The 24093-nt window shown below is 64.1% G+C and carries 14 protein-coding genes and 1 tRNA gene; all 15 read right to left on the bottom strand.

The features are described from left to right. Nucleotide 1: 1 nt before the first annotated feature. The 15 genes from NG898_RS25675 to tuf all read right to left on the bottom strand — a co-directional run bounded on the left by NG898_RS25675 (nucleotide 2) and on the right by tuf (nucleotide 24092). The gene (locus NG898_RS25675) at nucleotides 2–793 is read right to left on the bottom strand and encodes a YfaP family protein (RefSeq protein WP_252695041.1); all 792 of its coding nucleotides are present in this window, start codon (nucleotides 791–793) and stop codon (nucleotides 2–4) included. Between the two features lie 8 nt (nucleotides 794–801). Next, the gene (locus tag NG898_RS25680) at nucleotides 802–2532 is read right to left on the bottom strand and encodes a DUF2300 domain-containing protein (RefSeq protein ID WP_252695042.1); all 1731 of its coding nucleotides are present in this window, start codon (nucleotides 2530–2532) and stop codon (nucleotides 802–804) included. Between the two features lie 7 nt (nucleotides 2533–2539). Next, nucleotides 2540–7321: an alpha-2-macroglobulin family protein gene (locus NG898_RS25685; RefSeq protein ID WP_252695043.1), complete on the bottom strand. Its 4782-nt coding sequence runs from the start codon at nucleotides 7319–7321 to the stop codon at nucleotides 2540–2542. Between the two features lie 8 nt (nucleotides 7322–7329). Continuing rightward, a complete protein-coding gene (locus tag NG898_RS25690) occupies nucleotides 7330–8034 on the bottom strand; it encodes a DUF1175 domain-containing protein (RefSeq protein ID WP_232041204.1) in 705 nt (234 codons plus the stop codon). Further along, complete coding sequence (locus NG898_RS25695; RefSeq protein ID WP_252695044.1) at nucleotides 8031–9884, bottom strand: DUF2138 domain-containing protein; 1854 nt, start codon at nucleotides 9882–9884, stop codon at nucleotides 8031–8033. The genes NG898_RS25690 and NG898_RS25695 overlap by 4 nt, the downstream gene beginning before the upstream one ends. 259 nt (nucleotides 9885–10143) lie before the next feature. Beyond that, entirely contained in the window at nucleotides 10144–14373 is a 4230-nt protein-coding gene (gene rpoC, locus NG898_RS25700; RefSeq protein ID WP_045202998.1) for a DNA-directed RNA polymerase subunit beta', read from the bottom strand. A 126-nt stretch (nucleotides 14374–14499) separates the two neighbouring features. Then, the gene (gene rpoB / locus NG898_RS25705) at nucleotides 14500–18606 is read right to left on the bottom strand and encodes a DNA-directed RNA polymerase subunit beta (protein ID WP_252695045.1); all 4107 of its coding nucleotides are present in this window, start codon (nucleotides 18604–18606) and stop codon (nucleotides 14500–14502) included. 449 nt (nucleotides 18607–19055) lie between these two features. After that, on the bottom strand, nucleotides 19056–19430 hold the full coding sequence (gene rplL, locus NG898_RS25710) for a 50S ribosomal protein L7/L12 (RefSeq protein WP_004634456.1): 375 nt from the start codon (nucleotides 19428–19430) through the stop codon (nucleotides 19056–19058). Between the two features lie 63 nt (nucleotides 19431–19493). Next, nucleotides 19494–20000 carry a 50S ribosomal protein L10 gene (gene rplJ, locus NG898_RS25715; RefSeq protein WP_004634455.1) on the bottom strand — a complete coding sequence of 169 codons (507 nt, stop codon included), beginning with the start codon at nucleotides 19998–20000 and terminating at the stop codon, nucleotides 19494–19496. Between the two features lie 376 nt (nucleotides 20001–20376). Further along, nucleotides 20377–21072 (bottom strand): 50S ribosomal protein L1, encoded by a 696-nt coding sequence (rplA, locus tag NG898_RS25720; RefSeq protein WP_004634454.1) that lies wholly within the window; start codon nucleotides 21070–21072, stop codon nucleotides 20377–20379. Nucleotides 21073–21074: 2 nt separating this feature from the next. Then, the gene (rplK, locus tag NG898_RS25725) at nucleotides 21075–21506 is read right to left on the bottom strand and encodes a 50S ribosomal protein L11 (protein ID WP_004634453.1); all 432 of its coding nucleotides are present in this window, start codon (nucleotides 21504–21506) and stop codon (nucleotides 21075–21077) included. 175 nt (nucleotides 21507–21681) lie between these two features. After that, nucleotides 21682–22266: a transcription termination/antitermination protein NusG gene (gene nusG / locus NG898_RS25730; protein WP_015855765.1), complete on the bottom strand. Its 585-nt coding sequence runs from the start codon at nucleotides 22264–22266 to the stop codon at nucleotides 21682–21684. 12 nt (nucleotides 22267–22278) lie between these two features. After that, nucleotides 22279–22659 carry a preprotein translocase subunit SecE gene (gene secE / locus NG898_RS25735; protein WP_116576967.1) on the bottom strand — a complete coding sequence of 127 codons (381 nt, stop codon included), beginning with the start codon at nucleotides 22657–22659 and terminating at the stop codon, nucleotides 22279–22281. Nucleotides 22660–22718: 59 nt separating this feature from the next. Then, nucleotides 22719–22794, bottom strand: a tRNA-Trp gene (locus NG898_RS25740). Nucleotides 22795–22883: 89 nt separating this feature from the next. Continuing rightward, complete coding sequence (gene tuf / locus NG898_RS25745; protein WP_024977884.1) at nucleotides 22884–24092, bottom strand: elongation factor Tu; 1209 nt, start codon at nucleotides 24090–24092, stop codon at nucleotides 22884–22886. Nucleotide 24093: the final 1 nt, after the last annotated feature.

The raw sequence follows: 24093 nt of genomic DNA on the forward strand, positions 1-24093 counted from the left end.
GTCAGAAGCGGATCGATTTCATCAGCGCCAGCTCGCCGATCTTGCGCAGCGGCACGCTGACGAACTCGCGCCGCTCGTTGGGCGTGTTCTCGTTATAGATCAGCGTCAGTTGCGCGGTGATGAGATCGCGGTCGTGCGCCTTTTCGTCGAAGTTGTAGCCGCCAGCGTTGAAGTTGCCCCAGTAGTTCACGTAGAACAGCCAGACGCCGGGGCGCGGCGCTGCGGTCGAGAAAATCTCAGGGCCGGCGCCGTCGACGCTGTCCACGTCGAGCCCGCCGCCGTCGGACAGCAGCGGCTGCGCCCAGAAGGCGTGATCGCCAATCGGCGAAATGACGTGCATGTCGACCTCGGCGCGCGGGTCGTCCCACGTGAGGACGGCGCGCAGCTTGGCCGACGTCTTGGTTGTGTCGGCCTCGTAGAACTGCAGACGTTGGCGCGACTGGCCGTCAGGGCTCACGATTTCGACACTGTTCGAGCCGGGGCCGAATGCCCACGGGCGCGCGAAGCGGCCTTCGGCATCGCCATACAGCGGCATGGCGTTGCCGTTGACCACAAGCACCGGCGGGCGGCGCTGCTTGCCAGCTGCGCGGATGCGTCCGGCGATGAGCGTGCGGTACTTTTGCGCGCCGCGGTCCACGGGCGGTTTTGGATACGCCGCGGTGTATTGCTCCAGCTCGTTGGTCAGCTTGCTGTTGCGCCAGCCGCCGATCGGCCCCTCCAGATCGGCCACCGGCTCAGCCAGCGCCGAAGCGGCCAGCAGCAGCGCAACGGTGCCCAGCGCCAAGCGCGTCATCCCACTCTTCACAGCAAACCCTCCCCTCGGATCAGGCGACGCGCCATCGCCTCGACAAACTGTTCGTCCTGCCCGCGCGGGTGGCGCGCAAAGGCGAGGTGCAGATATTCGTGCGTCAGCGCGATGCGGTCTTCCTCGGTGGCAAGCCGGTGCACGTAGAGCCGGTTGCGGCGCGCGTCTGCGTAGGGCCGACCTTCGTGCACGACGCACACGGCGGGCAGCGGCGGTGCCTCGTAGCCGGGCTCGGCAGCTAGGCGCGCCGACCAACCCGGCGCGCGCGCCTGCAGCCACTGCTGCGCACCCGCCACGGGAGAGCAATCCCCCGCCACCGGGCTCTGGAACGACGTAAGCGTCGCCTGCGGCCACCATTGCGCGAGAATGGCGTCGAACCCCTGGCCACGTTGAGCAGCGGCACGCGCGGCGGTCCAGCTCATCTGGCCGCGCGCGCTGATGGTGCCGTGGTACTGCACGGACTGGCCGGTCAGCACCAGCGTGTCCGTAAACTCGGCCGCGTTGCGCGCGGCGGGCTGCGGCGGGCGCGGCAGCACGCGCTGCGTGCGCGAGCTGTCGGCGATGCGGTAGCAGCCCTTGTCGCGCGAGGCGTGCTGTACAAGGTAGCTGCGCGCCGCCACGGCCAACGCACGCGCGGCCTGCGGCTCAGCGAGTTCGCCTTCGCGCTCGACCACGCGCGCCACGTAGTCGTTCATGCCCAGGCGGCCGGTGATGACAGGCACGTTGTTCGGGCGCGCGAGCGTCAGCTCGCCCCGGCTCTCGATCGGTAGCGTGTTGCCGTTGACGAAGCGCACGGCGTAGCGGCCTTCCAGGCGACTGGCGGTGACCGGCTTGCCGCTGACGTCGCGCACCTCACGAATCGGATAACGCGCAAAGAAATCCACCACGACACAGGCATCGTCGTCGGGCACAGGCGTCTGCTCGATCAACGGCGTAAGGCGCGGTGCGGCGGCGGCCAGCACCTGGTTGCTCGACCCGGCACCGCCCAGCCACACGGGCGTGCCGTCGGCCAGCCAGCCGGCGGCACCACCGATCGACGCGCCGGGGCGCTGCGGGTCGGGCATCGTCCACGTCTTGGCGCGCAGCAGGCCGCCGAAGTCCGACACCGTGCCCTCGCCACGCCCGACGGTCAGCACGGAAACGAGCGTTTGCGCCGCGGTCTCGCGCCCATCGGCCGGGACGGTGCGCAACGCGGTGAGCAGATCGGCGACCGGCACGCGATGCGTCGGTTGCATGGTGCGCAGGTCGCGCAGCCACGTGGGCGATCCGGCTTGCTGCCAGAAGCGGCGCCAGTCCGCGCGGTCCAGCCCGAGACGCGCCGGTTCGAAATAGCGTCCGCACGACTGGATGAGCGCGCGCTCGCGGTCGACGCTGTTGCCGGCGGTGCAGCAGTAGACCTCTTCGGCGTCGTTGCCGTGGCACGTGTAGTCGGGCGTGCTGATGCGGCGCGAGACGAGGTAGCTGTAGACGAAGAGTTTCCAGACGCTGCCGAGCGGTGTTTCGGCGTCGCGCGGCAAGGCGGTGGCTTGCGGCATACCGCCGGCCGGGTCAGCGCCGAATTGCCAGAGCTTGGCTTCGTCGCCTTGCAAAGCGGCATATCGCAGCTGCGGAACGGGCTGGCCAACCGGCGCGGCGATGGCGTGCACAGCCTGCCCGGCAAGCACGCAGGCGCCGGCAGCCCAGAACAGGCCGGTCAGCACACCACGCGCGAGCAGGCGGGAACGCATCGCCAGATCACTCCACCTTGAACGGATAGCTGGCCGTCTTACCGTCGCCCTGGAACGCCTTGGCTTCCGGCTGGTACATGCGGAAGTAGCGCACCGGCGGCAACGCAAAGCGGCCCGGTAGCGAGAAGCGCACCAGCTGGCGCAGCACGGTCGGGCGCTCCAGCGCGGGCACCGGCTGGTTGTACGAGAGCTGGCCCATTTCGTACGTGGCCTTGCGCTCGAATGCCTGCGCGCCGTTGCCTTCGTTCGGCTCGCCCTTCAGGCCGTCGATCTGGATGCCCCACGTGGTGGCTTCCACTTCGGCGCCCGGCGGCAGTGGCACTTCGACCAGGCCGTAGCGGTACGTGCCCTGGCGCGGCGTCAGCACCACCTCGTCGACGTAGAGTGCATTGCTGTCGAGCGTGTCGCCCGGCTTGACCGGCTTGGCGGTAAAGGCGATGCCGCTGCTGCTGTCGGCCGCCGGCTGCTTGGGCGCTTTCGGGTCCGGCTTGGCCGGCGCCGAATCGATCGGCTCCAGACGGTACAGCTTGCGCTCCACCGTGATCGGCAGCTTGGAGGCCTCTGCCGCGCGGCTGCGGTACGACACGATGGCCGATTGCGTGGTCACGTCGGTCGGAGCCGCCGTCAGGTCCAGCGCGGCGGGCACTTGCGCGCCAGTCCAGCGCCACGTCGGCACACCGACCGGAGAGCGCGTCGCCTGCCAGCCACCAGCCGCAACAGCCGGTTGGATGGCGGCAACGCTCGCGCCTTGCAGACCGCCCAGACCCTTCTGCAGCCAGACCAGCGCGACAGCGCGATCCATCGTCGGCATGGCAGCGCTGGCGCGGGCCAGCAGCGGGCCCGGATCGGCAGCCGAGCGCCCGCCGCCCATCAGCAGGAGGCTTTGCACCAGCGGCGAGGTGTCGGCGGCCAGCGCATTGCGGGCAGCAATGTCAGCAGAGACAAGCGCTTCCGGCACCGGCTGGCCGACTTGGCGCATCAGTTGTGCCGTCAGCACCGTCGCCACCTGGCGGCCGCGCGGCGAATCCGGCGCCACGAAGATCAGGCTGTCACCCGCTGCAGGATCGGCATCGGCTGGGGCCTTGGCCGCCTTGCCGCCACTGGGCGCAAGCTCGTTCGCCACGCCCGACAGCGGTGTTGCCACCGGCAGGCCCATCTCGTTGGCAAACCACAGCGCCAGCGCGCGGTGCAGCAGCGGCTCGTTCTGGCTGGTGCGCTTGTAGGCTTCGAGCACCTGCTTCCAGTTGTCTGCCGGCAGGCTGATGCCGACCGAGCGGCTGGCGAGCCAATCCGCGTAATACGCATACGACGTGATCAGCGCGCTGCTGGTGGTCAGCTCGCCCCACCAGCCGAAGGTGCCGTTGGTGCCGGCCAGCAGTGCCAGACGCTGGCGTTGCGTGCGCAGCAGCGCGTCGACGCCTTGCGTGCCGGCCGGGCCGCCGTCGCCCAGTCGCGTGCCGGTGGCCGCGAGACTTTGCTGAGCGATTGCCAGCGGGATCAGGCGGCTGGCGGTCTGTTCGGCGCAACCGTACGGATATTCGATCAGGTCATCCGCCACGCGGGCGAACTGGCTGGCTGTGTTGCCGACCACGCGCAGGCGCACGTCGCGCGCATCGGCCGGCAGGCCAAGCGGCAGGCGCGTGCCCTGCAACTGCGTGAGCGGGACGACGTTTTCACGGTCGGCCAGCCAGCCCGTTGCATCCAGCTTGAGCGTGGTCTGCAGACGGTCCGAAACCTTATCGTCCTGCTTCAGCTCGGCATTCACGACACCCGCCTGCAGCGCGGTGACGGGCGCGCGCAGGTAGTTGGCGCCGCGCTTGAGCGTCACACGCTGGTTGATGTTCAGGCCGGCGCCCGAGACGATCCAGTCGGCGGTGATGTCCTTGTCGGTCTGGTTGAAGGCGACCATGTCCAGGCGGGGCTGATCGCTTTCGCGGAAGCGCTGCGGGCCCGTCCATTTCAGGTACAGCGGCTTGTCGGAGCGGATGCTCGCCGTGCGCTGGCCAACGATGCCGTCCGATGCACCGGTGGTCGACACGGCGCGCACGGTGATGCGCCAGCGCGCCAGCGAATCCGGCATCTTGAAGGTCATGCGCGCACGGCCGTCGGCGCCGGTCTGCAGATTGGCGACCCAGGCTGCGGTGTCCTTCTCGTCGCGGCGCGGGCGTTCGAGCACCTTCACGCCGCGCTCGTTGTGACGGCCATACGTGCCGCCTGGCTTGCCCGGCAGCGAGGCGAGCGCCAGGTCGTAGCTGATGAAACTCTGGCTCGACGTGGTGCGCACGCTGTTGCGGCGCGGGTGATAGAAGAAGTCGACGATGCTCGGCGCCACTTCAGGCTGCAGCACGTAGATCATTTCGTCGACCACCGACACGGTCAGGTTGGCCGGCACGGGCTTGCCCGCCAGCGCGCTGGTCAGGTCCAGCGTGACGGTCTCGCCCGGCGCGTAGACGGCCTTGTCCGCATGCACGCCCAAGTCCAGCGTCGGTTGCGTGACGACGATGCCGGCGTTCTGGAACACCATGTCGCCGTCGCGCACGTACAGCACCGAGAACGTCATGTTGGGGGCGAACTCCGCGCCGATCTTGATGCGCGCGCGGTATTGCGACGGCGTGACCTTCTGCAGGCTCAGCCATTCGCCGCCGCGCGTGAGCAGCGCGTGGCGCTCGACCTTGTCGCGCTCCAGCGTGAGCAACGCATCGTCCACCGGCAGCGGGAATGTGATCAGCGCTTCGGCCGTGTCGCCAATCTGATAGCGGTCGCGGTCGAACACCATTTCGATATTGCCCGGCACGGTCTGCACGCCGTCGCCGGCCACCCAGTGGCTCGATGCGGCGAGCAGGTTGCCGGCCGCATCGCGCACCGACAGCGTGTACGAACCCGGCTGGTCAAACTTGACCGGGAACGTGGCATTGCCCTTGGCATCCGGCGCCAGCGTGCCTTCGGTGCGCGTGCGCGTTTCCAGGCGCACCAGATCCCACTTGGCGGGCGGCGCGCTGGCACCGCTTGCGCCACCGACAACCGGCATCGGCGTGAGCGTGAACGACACGTTCTGCCCCGGCGTCGTGAAGTTCGACGTGGTCGACAGCTTGTACGGCGTGGCGCCACGTGCGATCAGCAATTCGCGCGTGACCTTCACGCGGTACGCTGCGCCGTCGTTGGCAAACACGGTCACCACGTAGCGGCTCGGTTCCTTGGCGGCGGGCAGTTCCAGCTTGGCGTTGCCGTCCCCATCGGTGGTCAGCTCTTGCTGCTCCAGCTTGACGGGGAACAGGCCCGCGTAACGCAGTTCGCCTTCCACCATCGTCACCTGTTGCGCGCGCAGGCTGACCGATACCTTGCCGTTCTTGACCGGCTTGCCATCCGGATAGCGCAGGCTGATCTTGCCCTTGACCGCTTCGCCCGTGCCGTAGCTCACCTTGTCCAGCGACAGGTTCACGTCAAAGTGCGGCTTGATGTATTCGGCTACGCGGAAGGCGCCGCCATAGGTGCCGCCGTTGTAATCAAAGCGCAGCGAGTAGCCGCCGGCCGGTGCGTTGGACGGCAGCGTAAAGCGCGCGTCGGCACCGGTCTCGCCCGTCAGGCGCGTGGTCGACGTGGCCACCGGCGCACCATTCGGGTCGAGCACTTGCAGCTTGATGTCGCCGGCCGCCGGCACGGTCGATTCGGTCGCGTTCTTGAAGTTGCGGCCGATGAACTTGACGCTCACCTCGTCGCCGGGGCGATACAGCGGACGATCGGTAAAGGCATACAGCTTGGTGTTGTAGATCTCGCTGTCGTAATAGAAATTCTCGGAGATGAACACGCCGCCTGCGCGGTCGCTGCCGATCACGTAGCTGCGTTCGGGCGACACGTGGCGCAGGTCGGCCGTGCCGTCGGCTTCGGTGGTGCCCGAAGCGAGCACGCCCACACCGTCGGTCCAGCTCACCGATGCGCCCGCAACAGGCTTGCCGCTCTTGCGCTCGGCCGTCCACACCATCATCCCTTGCGAAGTGCCCTTGGTGACGGCCACGGTGTCCGACACGAACAGCAGCGTGTGCGCACGGTACGCGCCAATCACGGCTTCAACGATGTACAAACCGGCGGGCAGTTTGCCAACCGGGATCATCACGTTGCCGGCGTTCTGCGGCATCCATTCGCTGCTGCTGCCCTCGAGCTTCACATCCTTGGGCGGTGCGATGGGCTTGGCATCCCAGATCGGGTAGCGGAAGCGGCCCAGCAGTTCGTAGCCCTTGAGCGGCGCGTACTGCGGGTTGTTCGAGAAGCGCGTGGGCGCGGTCATCTGATCGCCCATGCTGAACTGCGGCGCGGTCTCCACGGCCTTGCTGCGCGTGGCGAACGACAGCACGCGCTGCCAGGCGCGGCGGGCCTGGCGCGTCCAGTTGTCCCACAGATAGGCGAGCGTGTTGGCCAGACCTTCGCCCGTGTAGTTGGCCTTGACGTCGATGCGGTGCAGATTCTTCTGCGCCCTCAGAAATTCCAGCGGCTGCGGCACGCGGTAGACGAGGATGTCCGCGCCGCCGTAGCGGGAAAGCTCGTCCTTGTATTCGCGGCCCGGGGCTTCAAGGCGGACCAGCGCTTCCTGATCGGTGCCGTAGCTCGCATCCGAGAGCAGGAAGAACGGCTGCCCTTTGATTGGCTCGTAGCCGCTGCCCGGCACGTCGAACAGCGTGGGATTCGGCGCTTCCGGCGCATCGGCCGCATGCGCTGTCGGCACCGAAGCGACCAACGCCAGCACCGTCACGCAGACGGCGGCAACGAGATTGAACGACAGCCAACGGTTGCGCATGAGTTTTTCTACCGTGTCAAAAAGGCCAGACGAAACACGCCGATGAAGTTGGGGTTGCCGCTCTGCGGCTGCCAGCGCGAGTCTTTCCATTGCATCAGTTCAGAAACCGGGACCGCGCGCAGGCCGTTGTCGGTGCGGGTGACGGTGCCGGTGTGGTAAGCGATGTAGCGATCCATCCAGATCATCAGATGCTGGTCGTCGCCTTGATCGAAGAAGAGCAGATCGCCCGGGAGTGCCTGATTGACATCCTTGGCGACGAAGCGGCTGTTCTGCTGGATGAGGCCGAGCGCCGACACATATGCGCCGGTACTGCCATCGAAGCGTGCCCACCGCTGCGTGAGCGTGCGCTGGGCAGGCGTGAGATTCAGCTCGGGCGGCAGGTGTCGCGCGGATTCCGCATCGCGCATGCCGTTGGCGCGCAGCCACCGCGCGTCGTGCGTGCGTAGCGCCTCGCCGGCGGCAAAGCGCACGAGGCCGGCACAGTCGCGGTGCGTCCAGCGCGGCGTCGGGCCTTGGCGGAGCTGCTCGTTGACGATGCGGACGAACCACGCACGGAACACGCTGGATTGGTCCGCCGTCAGGGCATCGGCATCCGCGGGAGCCGTGTCGGCCCAGCCCGACAGCGCGTGTACAGAGGGAGCGAGCAGGCAGGCGCCCGCCGCCGTCAACCAACGGCGGCGGTTCAACGCGGCGGCCTGGGCGCGCAACGTCATTGCGTACTTATGTTGTCTTCGGAAGCAGGAGCCGCAGCCGCTGCGGTCGGCCCATCGGCCGACGGGGCTGGCGCTGCAGCGGCGTCAGCCGGCGGCGGCGTGCCATCGCCACCGGCAGGCAGGCCGCGTCCGCTCGACAGCCACGTCACCGGCACCCAGCCGCGCGACGACGGCACACCGCCATCCAGCGCCAGCGACACAGGCGCATACCGCGACAACGCCTTGAGCTTCGGGAACAGATGCGTCTGCGCGGCGTTCAGGAACACCGCTTCCTGATCGGCGGGCAGCGCGGCACCGGCTTCGCGGCGAACCAGCGGCGCGAGCGATGCGGGCGTCATCGTCAGGACAACGCGATCGGTCTTGTCCTTCGGCAGGCTATCGGCCACGGCGGGGAAGCGTTTGGCGAGCACCGCCAAGGCGTCTTCGACGAGACGCGCGTCCGGCGAAAACACCACCACGTCTCCAGCAATCGCCAACGTGACCGGGAAGTAGCGGTCCGCCGACAGCTGCGCCGCAAAGGGAGCACCCGCCGATTGCGCGGTACCGTAGCGCGCGCTGACCGGGCGCTGCCACAGCGTGGCGTTGGCGGGCCCCTGCTTTGTCGTCACCGGCAAGCGCTTGTACGGGCCGGACTTGTCGTCTGCCTGCGCCTTGGCTTCGTATGACCCAACGATCTGGCCGAACAGCGCGCCGAGCGCCGGCTTGACCGCCTCGGCCTGCAACGCCGATGACAGCTTCGCCACGAACAACGGCGCGACCAGCGACGACTTGCCGTACCAGCACGCTGCCGCCGGCCCCGCAAATGCATCGCCGACGTGCGCGGCGGCTTCGCTAATCTCCTTGGCGTCGCCGGCCACGGACTTCAGCAGCGCACCGGCGGCCTTCCAGTCGACCGGCAGCGTCGCGCATGCGGCAGGATCAGACGGCAGCGCACGCCACAGGCCTGCGTTGTCCCACTTGGCCGAAAGCCGGGCCGGATCGATGAGCGCGGCGCTCTGCCAGCCGTTGCCCCCGCCGTCCTTGCCCGAACCGAAGTCGAAACGCAGCGCTTCAATACCAGGGAAATACTGCTGATAACCGAACGACAGATAGTTCGCGCTCACCACAACGTGATGGCCCGTCGGCTCCTGCGCGGGCAGCGCGTATGCCGTGCCTTGCACGTTGCGCTTGCCGGTATCGTCCGACAGCAGCGCCGCCAGCGCGCTCGCCTGCTTGGAAATCGGCTTGCCGTCCTTGTCCAGCAGGATGCCCGGCTCGGACAGCGCGATCAGCCGATCGCCCTTGCTGGCAATCAGGATCGAACGCGTGGCCGAGAGCCTGAGCGCGTACACCGGCGCGCCGGAATCGCCGAGCCCATCGGCGACCTTGCTGAGCTGCGCGTCGCTCGTAGCCACAGTGGCCACGGTTTCGAGCGCCTTGGCCAAGCCGTTGCGCTGCATCGAGAGCACCCAGTAGCGCAGCTTGTCGTCCGGGCCACGCCACAGCATCACGCGGGCGGGCTCGTCAAACACGTGCTTGAGCACCGTCTCAGCCAGGTCGAGCTTCTGCTCGTACGCAAGGCGGCGCAGCGCACCAGCCACCGAGAGGCGGTCTTCGTTGCCTTCGTAATAGGCGACGAAATCTTCGGTCAGCACATCGCGCAGCAGCGGCACGCGCAGTACGTCGCGCGGCAGTTGCGACAGGCTTTGGCTGTCGATCAGGGCATCGGGATAGGTCAGGTCGAGCTGGACCTGGCGGGCGTGCAGCGCGCGTGTGCGGCCAAACGGGTGCCAGACCATCTGCACCACCGCCGCACCGGCAACGACCAGGGCGACCGCACCAACGGCGATCTGCTTGCGTGTGAGCTTCATGGAGGAATCGTCGGCAAGACTGGAGGGGCCGGCGACTTGCTGGAACCTGCTTCGCTGGAGGGCGCGCAGATTGTAAAAAGTGCCGGTCTATAACCGCGAAATCATAGCGGTTGGCATGTTAAGGCGGGTTAACGTTTCAAGAAAATCCGAATCGGGCAATGCCGGTGTTGTTTCGTGTCTGCACAGGGCGCGTGGCCAAAATGCGGGCAAAAAAAAGCCCGGCACATGGCCGGGCTTTGATGGTGTTGCGAACGATCGCTTACGCGTCGCCTTCTTGCTGAACAGCAGGCGTTTCGAAGATCGAAGCGGCTTCTTCTTCGGCAATCGCTGCAGCGCGGTCGCGGTCGGCCACTTCCTTCGCCTTGCGGGCGCGGTGGTAGGCCAAGCCGGTACCGGCCGGGATCAGACGGCCGACGATGACGTTTTCCTTCAGACCACGCAGGTCGTCGACCTTGCCCATGATGGCGGCTTCGGTCAGCACGCGCGTGGTTTCCTGGAACGACGCCGCCGAGATGAAGCTGTCGGTCGACAACGATGCCTTCGTAATACCCAGCAGCAGGTTCTCGTAGGTCGCCGGACGCTTGCCCAGCGCGATCACCTTGTCGTTCTCGTCGAGCAGGTCCGAACGCTCCACCTGTTCACCCGGGATGAAGCGGGTGTCGCCGGTATCGACGATCTGTACGCGGCGCAGCATCTGACGAACAATCACTTCGATGTGCTTGTCGTTGATCTTCACGCCTTGCAGACGGTACACGTCCTGCACTTCGTCGACGATGTAGGTCGCCAGCTCTTCCACGCCCTTCAGACGCAGGATGTCGTGCGGGTCGGCCGGGCCTTCAACGATCATTTCGCCCTTGTTGACCACTTGGCCGTCGTGCACCAGCACCTGCTTTTCCTTGGCGATCAGGAACTCGTGGGCGTTGCCGTCGAGATCCGTAATCACCAGGCGCTGCTTGCCCTTGGTGTCCTTACCGAACGAAGTCGTACCGGTGACTTCCGCCAGCACGGCGGCGTCCTTCGGCGAACGGGCTTCGAACAGCTCGGCCACACGCGGCAGACCACCGGTAATGTCACGCGTCTTCTGCGATTCGGTCGGGATACGTGCCAGCACTTCACCCACGTGCACTTGCTGACCGTCCTTCACGGTGATCAGCGCGCCCACCTGGAAGCCGATGGTCACGGAGTGGTCCGTGCCCGGGATCTTCACTTCGGCGCCCGACGAGTCGAGCAGCTTCACCTGCGGACGGATGCCCTTCGTGGCAGCGGTACGACGCTTCGCATCGATGACCACCAGCGTCGACAGACCGGTCACTTCGTCCATCTGCTTGGCGACGGTCACGCCTTCTTCGACGTTCTCGAACTTGATGGTGCCCGAGTACTCCGAAATGATCGGACGCGTCAGCGGATCCCACGTGGCGAGTTGCGTGCCGGCCTTGATGGACTGACCATCCTTGACCAGCAGCGTCGCGCCGTACACGATCTTGTGGCGCTCACGCTCACGGCCGTGGTCGTCGGTGATCAGCGCTTCGCCCGAACGCGAGATGACGATCTGCTCGCCCTTCGCGTTGGTGACGTAACGCATGGTCGCCGTGAAACGCACGGTACCGGTTGCCTTCGCTTCCACGCTCGATGCCACTGCCGCACGCGATGCCGCACCACCGATGTGGAACGTACGCATCGTCAGCTGCGTGCCCGGCTCACCGATCGACTGCGCAGCGATCACGCCCACGGCTTCGCCCGAGTTCACCAGCACACCGCGGCCGAGGTCACGGCCGTAGCACTTGGCGCACAGGCCGTAACGCGTGTCGCAAGACAGCGGCGTGCGAACCTTCACTTCGTCCACGCCCAGCGCGTCGATCAGGTCCACCATGTCTTCGTCGAGCAGCGTGCCGGCTTCGATCGCGGTTTCCTGCGTTTCCGGGTTCACCACGTCGTTGACGACCACGCGGCCCAGGATACGGTCGCGCAGGGCTTCGATCACTTCACCGCCTTCGACCAGGGCCTTCATGGCCACGCCGTTGGAGGTGCCGCAATCGTCTTCCACCACCACCAGATCCTGCGTCACGTCGACCAGACGACGGGTCAGGTAACCCGAGTTCGCGGTCTTCAGTGCCGTATCAGCCAGACCCTTACGTGCACCGTGGGTCGAGATGAAGTACTGCAGAACGTTCAGGCCTTCGCGGAAGTTCGCGGTAATCGGCGTCTCAATAATCGAGCCGTCCGGCTTGGCCATCAGGCCACGCATACCTGCCAGCTGACGGATCTGCGCCGCGGAACCCCGTGCGCCCGAGTCGGCCATCATGTAGATGGAGTTGAACGACTCTTGCTTGACGGTCTTGCCGTTGCGGTCGATCACGTCTTCGGTCTGGAGCTGCTCCATCATCGCCTTGCCCACCTGGTCACCAGCGGCACCCCAGATGTCCACGACGTTGTTGTAACGCTCCTGGTCCGTCACCAGACCCGACATGTACTGCTTGTCGTATTCCTTCACCTTGGCGGCAGCCTCGGAGATGATCTTCTCCTTGGCCGGCGGCACCAGCATGTCGTCGATGGCGATCGAGATACCGGCGCGCGTTGCCAGGCGGAAGCCCGACTGCAGCAGCTTGTCTGCGAAGATCACGGTTTCGCGCAGACCACACTTGCGGAACGCCGTGTTGATCAGGCGCGAGATTTCCTTCTTCTTCAGCGGCTTGTTCAGCACCGAGAACGGCAGACCCTTCGGCAGGATCTCCGACAGGATCGCGCGACCGACCGTGGTGGCCTGCAGCGTGATCTTCGGCGCGAAGCGGGCGTCGCCGTCAGCTTCCGGGTTCACCAGGTCGTACTCGGTGATCCGCACGTTCACACGCGAAGCCAGTTCGACTTCCTTGTTCTCGTAGGCGCGGATCACTTCCGAGATGTCGGCGAACGTCATGCCTTCACCGCGGCCGTTGATCTTGTCGCGGGTCGTGTAGTACAGACCCAGCACCACGTCTTGCGACGGCACGATCGACGGATCGCCGTTGGCCGGGAACAGCACGTTGTTCGACGCCAGCATCAGCGTGCGCGCTTCCATCTGCGCTTCGAGCGACAGCGGAACGTGAACAGCCATCTGGTCACCGTCGAAGTCGGCGTTGAACGCCGCGCAAACCAGCGGGTGCAGCTGGATCGCCTTGCCTTCGATCAGCACCGGCTCGAACGCCTGGATACCCAGACGGTGCAGCGTCGGCGCACGGTTCAGCATCACCGGGTGCTCGCGGATCACCTCTTCGAGGATGTCCCACACCACCGGCGTCTGGCTTTCCACTTCCTTCTTCGCCGCCTTGATCGTGGTGGCGATGCCCATCGTTTCCAGCTTGTGGAAGATGAACGGCTTGAACAGCTCGAGCGCCATCAGCTTGGGCAGGCCGCACTGGTGCAGCTTCAGCGTCGGGCCCACCACGATGACCGAACGGCCCGAGTAGTCCACGCGCTTGCCCAGCAGGTTCTGACGGAAACGGCCGCCCTTACCCTTGATCATTTCAGCCAGCGACTTCAGCGGACGCTTGTTGGCGCCGGTCATCGCCTTGCCGCGACGGCCGTTATCCAGCAGCGAGTCCACGGCTTCCTGCAGCATGCGCTTTTCGTTGCGCACGATGATCTCCGGCGCCTTCAGCTCCAGCAGTCGCTTCAGACGGTTGTTCCGGTTGATCACGCGGCGATACAGGTCGTTCAGGTCCGACGTGGCGAAACGGCCGCCGTCCAGCGGCACCAGCGGACGCAGCTCGGGCGGCAGCACCGGCAGCACTTCGAGGATCATCCAGTCCGGCTTGATGCCCGAACGCTGGAATGCCTCGAGCACCTTCAGGCGCTTGGCGAACTTCTTGATCTTGGCTTCCGAGCCCGTGGCCTGCAGCTCAGCGCGGATCGTCTCGATCTGCTTCTCGATGTCGATACCGCGCAGCAGCTCGCGAATGCCTTCGGCGCCCATCATGGCGACGAATTCGCCTTCGCCGTACTCGTCGCACTTGGCCAGGTAGTCGTCTTCCGACATGATCTGGCTCTTCTTGAGCGCGGTCATGCCCGGCTCAACCACGACGAATGCTTCGAAGTACAGCACGCGCTCGATGTCGCGCAGCGTCATGTCGAGCACCATGCCCAGACGCGACGGCAGCGACTTCAGGAACCAGATGTGCGCGGTCGGCGCAGCCAGTTCGATGTGGCCCATGCGCTCGCGGCGCACCTTGGCCAGCGTCACCTCAACGCCGCACTTCTCGCAGATCACGCCACGGTGCTTCAGGCGCTTGTACTTGCCGCACAGGCACTCGTAGTCCTTGATCGGGCCGAAGATCTTGGCGCAGAACAGACCGTCACGCTCGGGCTTGAACGTACGGTAGTTGATGGTCTCGGGCTTCTTGACTTCGCCGAACGACCACGAACGGATTTTCTCAGGCGACGCGAGGCCGATCTTGATCGCGTCAAACTGCTCTTCTTGCTGTACCTGACGGAATAGGTCGAGCAATGCTTTCATTCCAAACTCCTTGAGTTTGAGGCTGGCGTCTTGGTGTGACCCAAAGGCGCCGACCCTAAATCTTCGTCAATGGCTGCTGTTACCAGGGCATGGCGATGTGCTGCCACGCCCTCACCGCATCGGCGCTTAGTTGCGCTCGAGGTCGATGTCGATACCCAGCGAGCGGATTTCCTTCACCAGCACGTTGAACGATTCCGGCATGCCGGCATCGATCGAGTGCTCGCCCTTGACGATGTTCTCGTACACCTTGGTCCGGCCGTTCACGTCATCCGACTTCACGGTCAGCATTTCCTGCAGCACGTAGGACGCGCCGTACGCTTCGAGTGCCCACACTTCCATTTCACCGAAACGCTGGCCACCGAACTGGGCCTTACCGCCCAGCGGCTGCTGCGTCACCAGCGAGTACGGACCGGTCGAACGCGCGTGCATCTTGTCGTCGACCAAGTGGTGCAGCTTCAGCATGTGCATCACGCCCAGCGTGACCGGACGCTCGAAGGCTTCCCCGGTGCGGCCGTCGAACAGCGTGACCTGCTGCTTGGAAGCGGTCAGGCCCTTCTCCTTCGCGATGTCTTCCGGATAGGCGAGGTCCAGCATGCGGCGGATTTCATCCTCATGCGCACCATCGAACACCGGCGTCGCGAACGGCACGCCCTTCTTCAGGTTCTCGGCCAGTTCGAGCACTTCAGCGTCCGACAGGCTGTCCAGATCTTCAACCTTGCCGCTCTCGTTGTAGATCTGACCCAGCAGCTTGCGGATCTCGGCAGCCTTGGCTTGCGCCTTGAGCATGTTGCCGATGCGCTCGCCCAGACCGCGTGCGGCCCAGCCCAGGTGGGTTTCGAGAATCTGACCCACGTTCATCCGCGAAGGCACGCCCAGCGGGTTCAGCACGATGTCGGCAGGTGTGCCGTCGGCCATGTAGGGCATGTCTTCGATCGGGGTGATCTTCGACACAACACCCTTGTTACCGTGACGGCCTGCCATCTTGTCGCCAGGCTGCAGGCGACGCTTCACGGCCAGGTAAACCTTGACCATCTTGATCACGCCCGGCGGCAGTTCGTCGCCTTGCGTGAGCTTCTTGCGCTTCTCTTCGAACGCGAGATCGAAGTCGTGGCGCTTCTGCTCGATGGCGACCTTCACGGCCTCCAGTTGCAACGCGACTTCGTCTTCGGCCGGGCGGATGTCGAACCAGTGCCACTTGTCCAGATCGGCCAGGTATTCCTTCGTGAGCGCGGTGCCCTTGGCCAGCTTCTTCGGGCCGCCGTTGGCAACCTTGCCCACCAGCAGACGCTCCAGACGCTGGAAGGCATCGCCTTCCACGATACGCAGCTGGTCGTTTAGGTCCAGGCGGTAGCGCTTCAGTTCTTCGTCGATGATCGACTGGGCGCGCTTGTCACGCACCACGCCTTCACGCGTGAAGACCTGCACGTCGATCACGGTACCGCTCATGCCCGAAGGCACGCGCAGCGAAGTGTCCTTCACGTCGGACGCCTTCTCACCGAAGATCGCACGCAGCAGCTTCTCTTCCGGCGTCAGCTGGGTCTCGCCCTTGGGCGTGACCTTGCCGACCATCACGTCGCCCGCTTCCACTTCTGCGCCGATGTACGTGATGCCCGACTCGTCCAGGCGAGCCAGTTGGGCTTCGGCCAGGTTCGAGATATCGCGCGTGATTTCTTCCGGTCCGAGCTTGGTGTCGCGAGCAACGACCGACAGCTCCTCGATGTGGATCGAGGTGTAGCGGTCTTCAGCCACGACGCGCTCCGAGATCAGGATCGAATCCTCGAAGTTGTAGCCGTTCCAGGGCATGAACGCGACCAGCATGTTCTGGCCGAGCGCCAGCTCGCCCATGTCGGTCGAGGCGCCGTCAGCGATCACGTCGCCGCGGGCAACGACGTCGCCCACCTTGACCATCGGACGCTGGTTGATGTTCGTGTTCTGGTTCGAACGCGTGTACTTGATCAGGTTGTAGATATCGACGCCGACTTCACCAGCGACGGCTTCGGCATCGTTCACGCGGATCACCACGCGGTTCGCGTCAACGTAGTCGACCACGCCGCCACGGGTTGCCTGCACGGCGGTACCCGAGTCCACTGCCACGGTGCGCTCGACGCCGGTACCCACCAGCGGCTTGTCTGCGCGCAGGCAAGGCACGGCCTGACGCTGCATGTTTGCGCCCATCAGTGCACGGTTTGCATCATCGTGCTCGAGGAACGGCACCAGCGAAGCTGCAGCCGACACGATCTGCGACGGTGCCACGTCGATGTACTGCACGCGGTCCGGCGTGACCATACGGGTTTCACGCTCGCTGCCTTCACGCGCGGAGACCAGTTCGTCGATCAGGTTGCCATCCTTGTCCAGCGTCGCGTTGGCCTGCGCCACCACGTACTTGCCTTCCTCGATGGCCGACAGGTAATCCACCTGGTCGGTCAGCTTGCCGTTTTCAACCTTGCGGTACGGCGTTTCGAGGAAGCCGTAGTCGTTCAGTTGTGCGTACAGCGCCAGCGAGTTGATCAGACCGATGTTCGGGCCTTCCGGCGTTTCGATCGGGCACACGCGGCCGTAGTGGGTCGGGTGCACGTCACGGACTTCAAAGCCCGCACGCTCGCGCGTCAGACCGCCCGGACCCAGTGCCGAGATACGACGCTTGTGCGTGACTTCCGACAGCGGGTTGGTCTGGTCCATGAACTGCGACAGCTGCGACGAACCGAAGAACTCGCGAATCGCCGACGAAATCGGCTTCGAGTTGATCAGGTCGTGCGGCATCAGGTTTTCCGTCTCGGCCTGGCCCAGACGTTCCTTCACGGCACGCTCAACACGCGACAGACCGGCACGGAACTGGTTTTCCGCCAGTTCGCCGACGCAACGCACGCGACGGTTGCCGAGGTGGTCGATATCGTCCACTTCGCCCTTGCCGTTACGCAGGTTCACCAGCAGCTTGATCGTGTCGAGGATGTCCTCGTCCGTCAGCACCATCGGGCCGGTACCGGCCGAACGGTTCAGGCGGCTGTTGACCTTCATGCGACCAACACGCGACAGGTCGTACGAGTCTTCGCTGTAGAACAGACGTTGGAACAGCGCTTCAACGGCGTCTTCGGTCGGCGGCTCGCCGGGGCGCATCATGCGGTAGATGGCGATACGCGCGGCGGTCTGGTCGGCCGTATCATCCGTGCGCAGCGTGGCTGACATGTACGGACCTTGATCCAAGTCGTTCGTGTACAGCGTCTGGATTTCCTTCACGCCGGCGTCGCGCAGCTTCTCGAGCACGCCTTCGGTCAGTTCGTCGTTGGCGTTGGCCAGGACTTCACCGGTATCCGGATCGACGATGTTCTTCGCCAGCACGCGGCCCAGCAGGTAGTCTTCCGGCACGCTGATCAGCTTGGTGCCCGCGGAATCCAGGTCGCGGATGTGCTTGGCGTTGATGCGCTTGTCCTTCTCGACGACGACCTTGCCGTTCTTGTCGGAAATGTCGAAGCGAGCGACTTCACCGCGCAGACGCTCGGGCACGAACTCCATCAGTGCGCCTTCGGTCTTCAGCGTGAAGTTATCGAACACGAAGAAGTGCGCCAGGATCTGCTCCGGCGTCAGACCGATCGACTTCAGCAGGATCGTCACCGGCATCTTGCGGCGGCGGTCAACGCGGAAGTACAGGATATCCTTCGGGTCGAATTCGAAATCGAGCCACGAGCCGCGGTACGGAATGATCCGCGCCGAGAACAGCAGCTTGCCCGAGCTGTGCGTCTTGCCCTTGTCGTGCTCGAAGAACACGCCCGGCGAGCGGTGCAGCTGGGACACGATCACACGTTCCGTCCCGTTGATCACGAACGAACCGGTGGAGGTCATGAGCGGAATTTCGCCCATGTAGACTTCCTGCTCCTTGATCTCCTTGACCTTGGTGGGATTCTCGCGGTCGTTGATGATCAAGCGCACTTTTGCGCGCAGCGCCGAGTGGAAGGTCAGACCACGCTGCTGACATTCCTTGACGTCAAACGGCGGGTTGGACAGGTGGTACGACACGAACTCCATGCGTGCCAGACCATTGTGCGACACGATGGGGAAAATGGCGTTGAACGCCGCTTGCAGACCTTCGCTCTTGCGTTGTGCAACAGGAGCGTTCTCCTGCAAGAACTGGGCATACGATTGAATCTGGGTGGCAAGCAGGAAGGGAACCTGATGAACCGTTGCGCGTTTCGCGAAACTCTTGCGAATACGCTTCTTCTCGGTAAAGCTGTACGCCATGGGATCTCCGAATCATCGCAAGTGCGCGCGACGGACTTAAGGCGATAAGGCACGCCTGACACTTGAGGTGTTCAGCGACTGGTGACGGGATTTGGCGGTTGGCCGCTACCAACCTCTGGCTGACGGTACTGCGCGCGCCACCCGCACATGGACCCATGGAGTCCATGCTACGGACGGGGGAGTACCCGACCAAACTTGCCTTCTGCAGTCGGTTCAGAAGACAAACATCAGCGGACTGCGAACTGCCTAGTGTGCCACTGATGTTTGGCCTCTGCTGGCCTTGCCCAGGCCGGCTGCCGGAAAATCCGGCAAAGAGACTTCAACGATACTTACAGCGTGATTGCGGGATCGCCCAACAATCGGTCCTACAAGCGCAAAAAGGCTGGCGCCGGGAAATCTCCCTTTGCCAGCCTCTATCGCGTACCGAGTACGGCACGCGAGACCTGCACTTACTTGGCTTCGGCTTCCGCGCCGGCTTCCACCAGCTTCTTCACCAGCTCGTCGGCGGTCTTCTTGTCGACGCCTTCCTTCACGGGCTTCGGTGCGCCATCGACCAGGTCCTTGGCTTCCTTCAGGCCCAGGCCGGTGATTTCACGCACGGCCTTGATGACGCCAACCTTGTTCGCGCCGGCGCTCTTCAGCGTCACGGTGAATTCGGTTTGCTCTTCAGCGGCAGCAGCGCCACCAGCAGCAGCCGGACCGGCCACGGCCACGGCAGCAGCCGACACGCCAAACTTCTCTTCGAACGCCTTGACCAGGTCGTTCAGTTCCATCACGGACATCGCGCCAACGGCTTCCAGGATGTCGTCTTTGGTGATTGCCATTTGAATAACTCCAGAATGTGATTCGGTATCGATCGTGCGATCTGTAAGCGGTGCAGCAACCTATTAGGCCGCTGCAGCCTCGCCTTCGCCTTGCTTGGCAGCCAGGGCACCCAGGGCGCGGGCAAAGCCCGACACCGGAGCCTGCATGACGAACAGCAGCTTGCTGAGCAGTTCTTCGCGGCTCGGGATCGTTGCCAGCGCCTTCACGGCGTCGACGTCGAGAACCTTGCCATCGTACGAACCGGCGCGCAGCACCAGCTTGTCATTGCCCTTGGCGAAATCGTTCAGCACCTTGGCCGGGGCCACTGCATCTTCGGAAATACCGTAGATCAGCGGGCCAGTCAGTTGCTCGGCGAGTTCGGCAAACGGCGTGCCTTCAACAGCGCGGCGTGCCAGCGTGTTCTTCAGAACGCGCAGGTAGACGCCTTGCTGGCGCGCTTGCGCGCGCAGCTTGGTCAGATCGCCAACCGTGATACCGCGATATTCAGCGACGACGATGGTCGAGGCCTTGGCGACTTGCGCCGTTACCTCGGCCACGACGGCCTTCTTATCTTCGAGATTGAGTGCCACGGTTAAGCTCCAAAACGACTTCGATTTCCGCAGTCACTGCGGTCACCTCGGTCAGTCCAAAAGTACGGCGTCCGATTGGCACAAATCACTTCGGCAATACCAAAGTCACTCATTCCCTTCGGGGGCGCCATCTGCGTTGGCTAAGCATCGCCTCCGTTTCCGGGGGGATCCGCGATTAAGGTGTTGGCCCCAAGGAGCCCTTCACCGCCAACGGTCTTTGATAACCAGCGGCGTTGGCCTGCTTGCGCAAACGTCTACCACTGCCCAAAGTCTTGTCCCTCAAACTTCGAGGGTCCGCGTGGCCGGGGCCGCGCGAGAGAAAACTGCTAGCACCAGGATGGTTATCGGGCCACCCAGTGCGAATGATCGAGAACGATCAGGCAGCCAGGGTCGCCTGGTCAACGCGCACGCCCACGCCCATCGTCGACGAGACGGCGACCTTGCGCAGGTACACACCCTTGCTCGATGCCGGCTTGGCCTTGGTCAGTGCGTCCAGCAGTGCAGCCAGGTTGCTCTTCAGCGCTGCCGGCTCGAACGAGCGGCGGCCGATGGTGGCGTGGATAATACCGGCCTTGTCGACACGGAATTGAACCTGACCAGCCTTGGCGTTCTTCACGGCCGTAGCAACGTCCGGCGTCACGGTGCCGACCTTCGGGTTCGGCATCAGGCCGCGCGGGCCCAGGATCTGACCCAGCGTACCGACCACGCGCATCGTGTCCGGCGAAGCGATCACGACGTCGAAGTCCATCTTGCCGGCCTTGATCTGCTCGGCAAGGTCTTCCATGCCGACGATCTCAGCGCCAGCAGCCTTGGCTTGCTCGGCCTTGTCGCCTTGGGCGAACACGGCCACACGCACCGACTTGCCGGTACCAGCAGGCAGCACCACCGAGCCACGGACGACTTGGTCCGACTTCTTTGCATCGATGCCCAGTTGCACAGCCACGTCGATGGACTCATCGAACTTGGCGCTGGCGCATTCCTTGACGAGGCTCAGCGCTTCGTCGATCGGGTAGAACTTGGTACGTTCGACCTTGGCCTTGTTCGCGGCCGCACGCTTCGAAATCTTTGCCATGATTACAGGCCCTCCACCGTGATACCCATCGAACGGGCGCTACCGGCGATCGTACGCACGGCAGCGTCCAGATCAGCTGCGGTAAGGTCAGCGTTCTTCGCCTTGGCGATTTCTTCTGCCTGAGCGCGGGTGATCTTGCCGACCTTGTCGGTATGCGGCTTGGCGGAACCCTTCTGGATACCGGCAGCCTTCTTGATGAGCACGGTCGCCGGCGGCGACTTCATCACGAAGGTGAAGCTCTTGTCGGCGAAGGCGGTGATCACCACCGGCACCGGCAGGCCCGGTTCCATACCTTGAGTCTGCGCGTTGAACGCCTTGCAGAACTCCATGATGTTCAGACCACGCTGACCCAGGGCCGGGCCGACGGGCGGGGACGGATTTGCTTTACCAGCCGGAATTTGCAGCTTGATAAAGCCAATAATTTTCTTGGCCATCTTGACTCCAATCCGGATTGCCTAGCTCAAACAACCATGGCAATCCTGTTGAGTGGTAACGCATCGGCGCAAGACCGACGCTCCTCTGTTGGCGCAGGCGGCTTCGCCACCGTTGCCCGCCAAGTCCAGTGGACCGGGCGAATGGCGCGGTGGCTTACGCCACCACACCGATTTCTTAAACCTTTTCGACCTGACCGAACTCGAGTTCGACCGGCGTCGCACGCCCGAAGATCGTCACGGAAACGCGCAGGCGCGACTTCTCGTAGTTCACTTCCTCGACGTTGCCGTTGAAGTCGGTAAACGGACCTTCCTTGACGCGCACCATTTCGCCCACTTCGAACAGCGTCTTGGGACGCGGTTTCTCGACCCCTTCCTGGATCTGGGCCATGATCTTGTCGACTTCGCTCTTGGAAATCGGCGAGGGACGATTGCCCGTACCACCAATGAAACCGGTCACTTTGGAAGTGTTCTTCACCAAGTGCCAGGTCTCGTCGGTCATCTCCATTTCGACAAAGACGTAACCGGGGAACAGGCGGCGCTCAGTCACGGTCTTGCGACCGCTCTTGCTCTCCATCACCTCTTCCGACGGCACCAGAATCTGGCCGAACAGATGTTGCAGGCCTTCGCGCTCAATGCGCTCCTGCAGCGCGCGTTGCACGCTTTTCTCCATGCCCGAATAGGCATGCACGACATACCAGCGCTTCTTCGAGGCCGGCGCGGACGAATCCGTGGACGTGTCGTTCACTACGTTATCCGTCATGGCTTCACCCGATTATTTCCAGCCCAGCACGAGCGAGAAGATCACCCACTCGATGAGCTTGTCCGCAGACCACAGGAACAAGGCCATGATCACGACGAACGCGAACACCAGACCGGTCATCTGCCCGGCTTCCTTGCGCGTCGGCCACACCACCTTTCGAACTTCACGGTACGACTCGCGCGCGAACTCGATGAAGCCTTGCCCAGGGGCAGACACCAACGCAACGGCTGCGCCCAGCACCAGCCCGCCGATCAGCGAGGCGGCACGGACGTAGCTCGGCTGTTGTGCCAGCAGATAAAAACCGATCACCCCAGCAACCAGCAGCAGGAACGCCAAGACCAGCAGCCATTTGCCGCTGGCGGTGTTGACGGTTTCGACGTTCGGATTGGCCATGTTTCCCAAACGAGACTAAGCCGCGTGGCGCGTATTCCTGCGCGACGCGGCTGATGAATTGGCAGGGGCAGAGGGAATCGAACCCCCAACCTTCGGTTTTGGAGACCGACGCTCTGCCAGTTGAGCTATACCCCTAGAACAACTTTGGGGTTGCCATTTCGGTCAACCCCACTCTGGCACTTCACGTGCGGCCGGTTGGCAGCCGCACGGAAGAGTTACAGCATTTACTTCAGGATCTTGGCAACGACGCCAGCACCCACGGTACGGCCGCCTTCACGGATTGCGAAGCGCAGGCCTTCTTCCATGGCGATCGGGGCGATCAGCTTGACAGTGATCGACACGTTGTCGCCCGGCATAACCATTTCCTTGCCTTCCGGCAGGGCGATCGAGCCAGTCACGTCCGTCGTACGGAAGTAGAACTGCGGGCGGTAGTTGTTGAAGAACGGCGTGTGACGGCCACCTTCGTCCTTCGACAGGATGTAGACCTCGCCCGTGAATTCCGTGTGCGGCTTGATCGAGCCCGGCTTGGCCAGCACTTGGCCGCGCTGGACGTCTTCGCGCTTCGTACCGCGCAGCAGAATACCGACGTTGTCGCCTGCCTGACCTTGGTCCAGCAGCTTGCGGAACATTTCCACGCCCGTGCAAGTCGTCTTGTCGATCTTCGGCTTGTCGCCGTCCATGGCGATACCGACGATTTCGATTTCTTCGCCGACCTTCACGACGCCGCGCTCGATACGGCCGGTCACCACGGTGCCGCGACCCGAGATCGAGAACACGTCTTCCACCGGCATCAGGAACGTGCCGTCAACAGCGCGCTCCGGCGTCGGGATGTAGGTGTCCAGTGCGTCGGCCAGATTCATGATGGCCACTTCGCCCAGCTCGCCCTTGTCGCCTTCCAGCGCCAGCTTGGCCGAACCCTTGATGATCGGGGTGTCGTCGCCCGGGAAGTCGTACTTCGACAGAAGTTCGCGCACTTCCATCTCGACCAGCTCCAGCAGCTCAGCGTCGTCCACCATGTCGCACTTGTTCAGGAAGACGATGATGTACGGCACGCCGACCTGACGGGCCAGCAGGATGTGCTCACGCGTTTGCGGCATCGGGCCGTCAGCGGCCGAGCAAACCAGGATGGCGCCGTCCATCTGGGCGGCACCGGTAATCATGTTCTTGACGTAGTCGGCGTGGCCCGGGCAGTCAACGTGCGCGTAGTGGCGGTTGGCCGTTTCGTACTCGATGTGCGCGGTGTTGATCGTGATGCCGCGTGCCTTTTCTTCCGGCGCTGCGTCAATTTCGTCGTACTTCTTCGCGGTACCACCGAACTTGCTCGACAGCACGGTTGCGATCGCTGCGGTCAGCGTCGTCTTGCCATGGTCAACGTGACCAATCGTACCAACGTTCACGTGCGGCTTGGTCCGCTCGAACTTTTCCTTTGCCATG

Source organism: Ralstonia mojiangensis (assembly GCF_023955645.1).
In the GTDB taxonomy this organism is placed as follows: Bacteria; Pseudomonadota; Gammaproteobacteria; order Burkholderiales; family Burkholderiaceae; genus Ralstonia; species Ralstonia mojiangensis.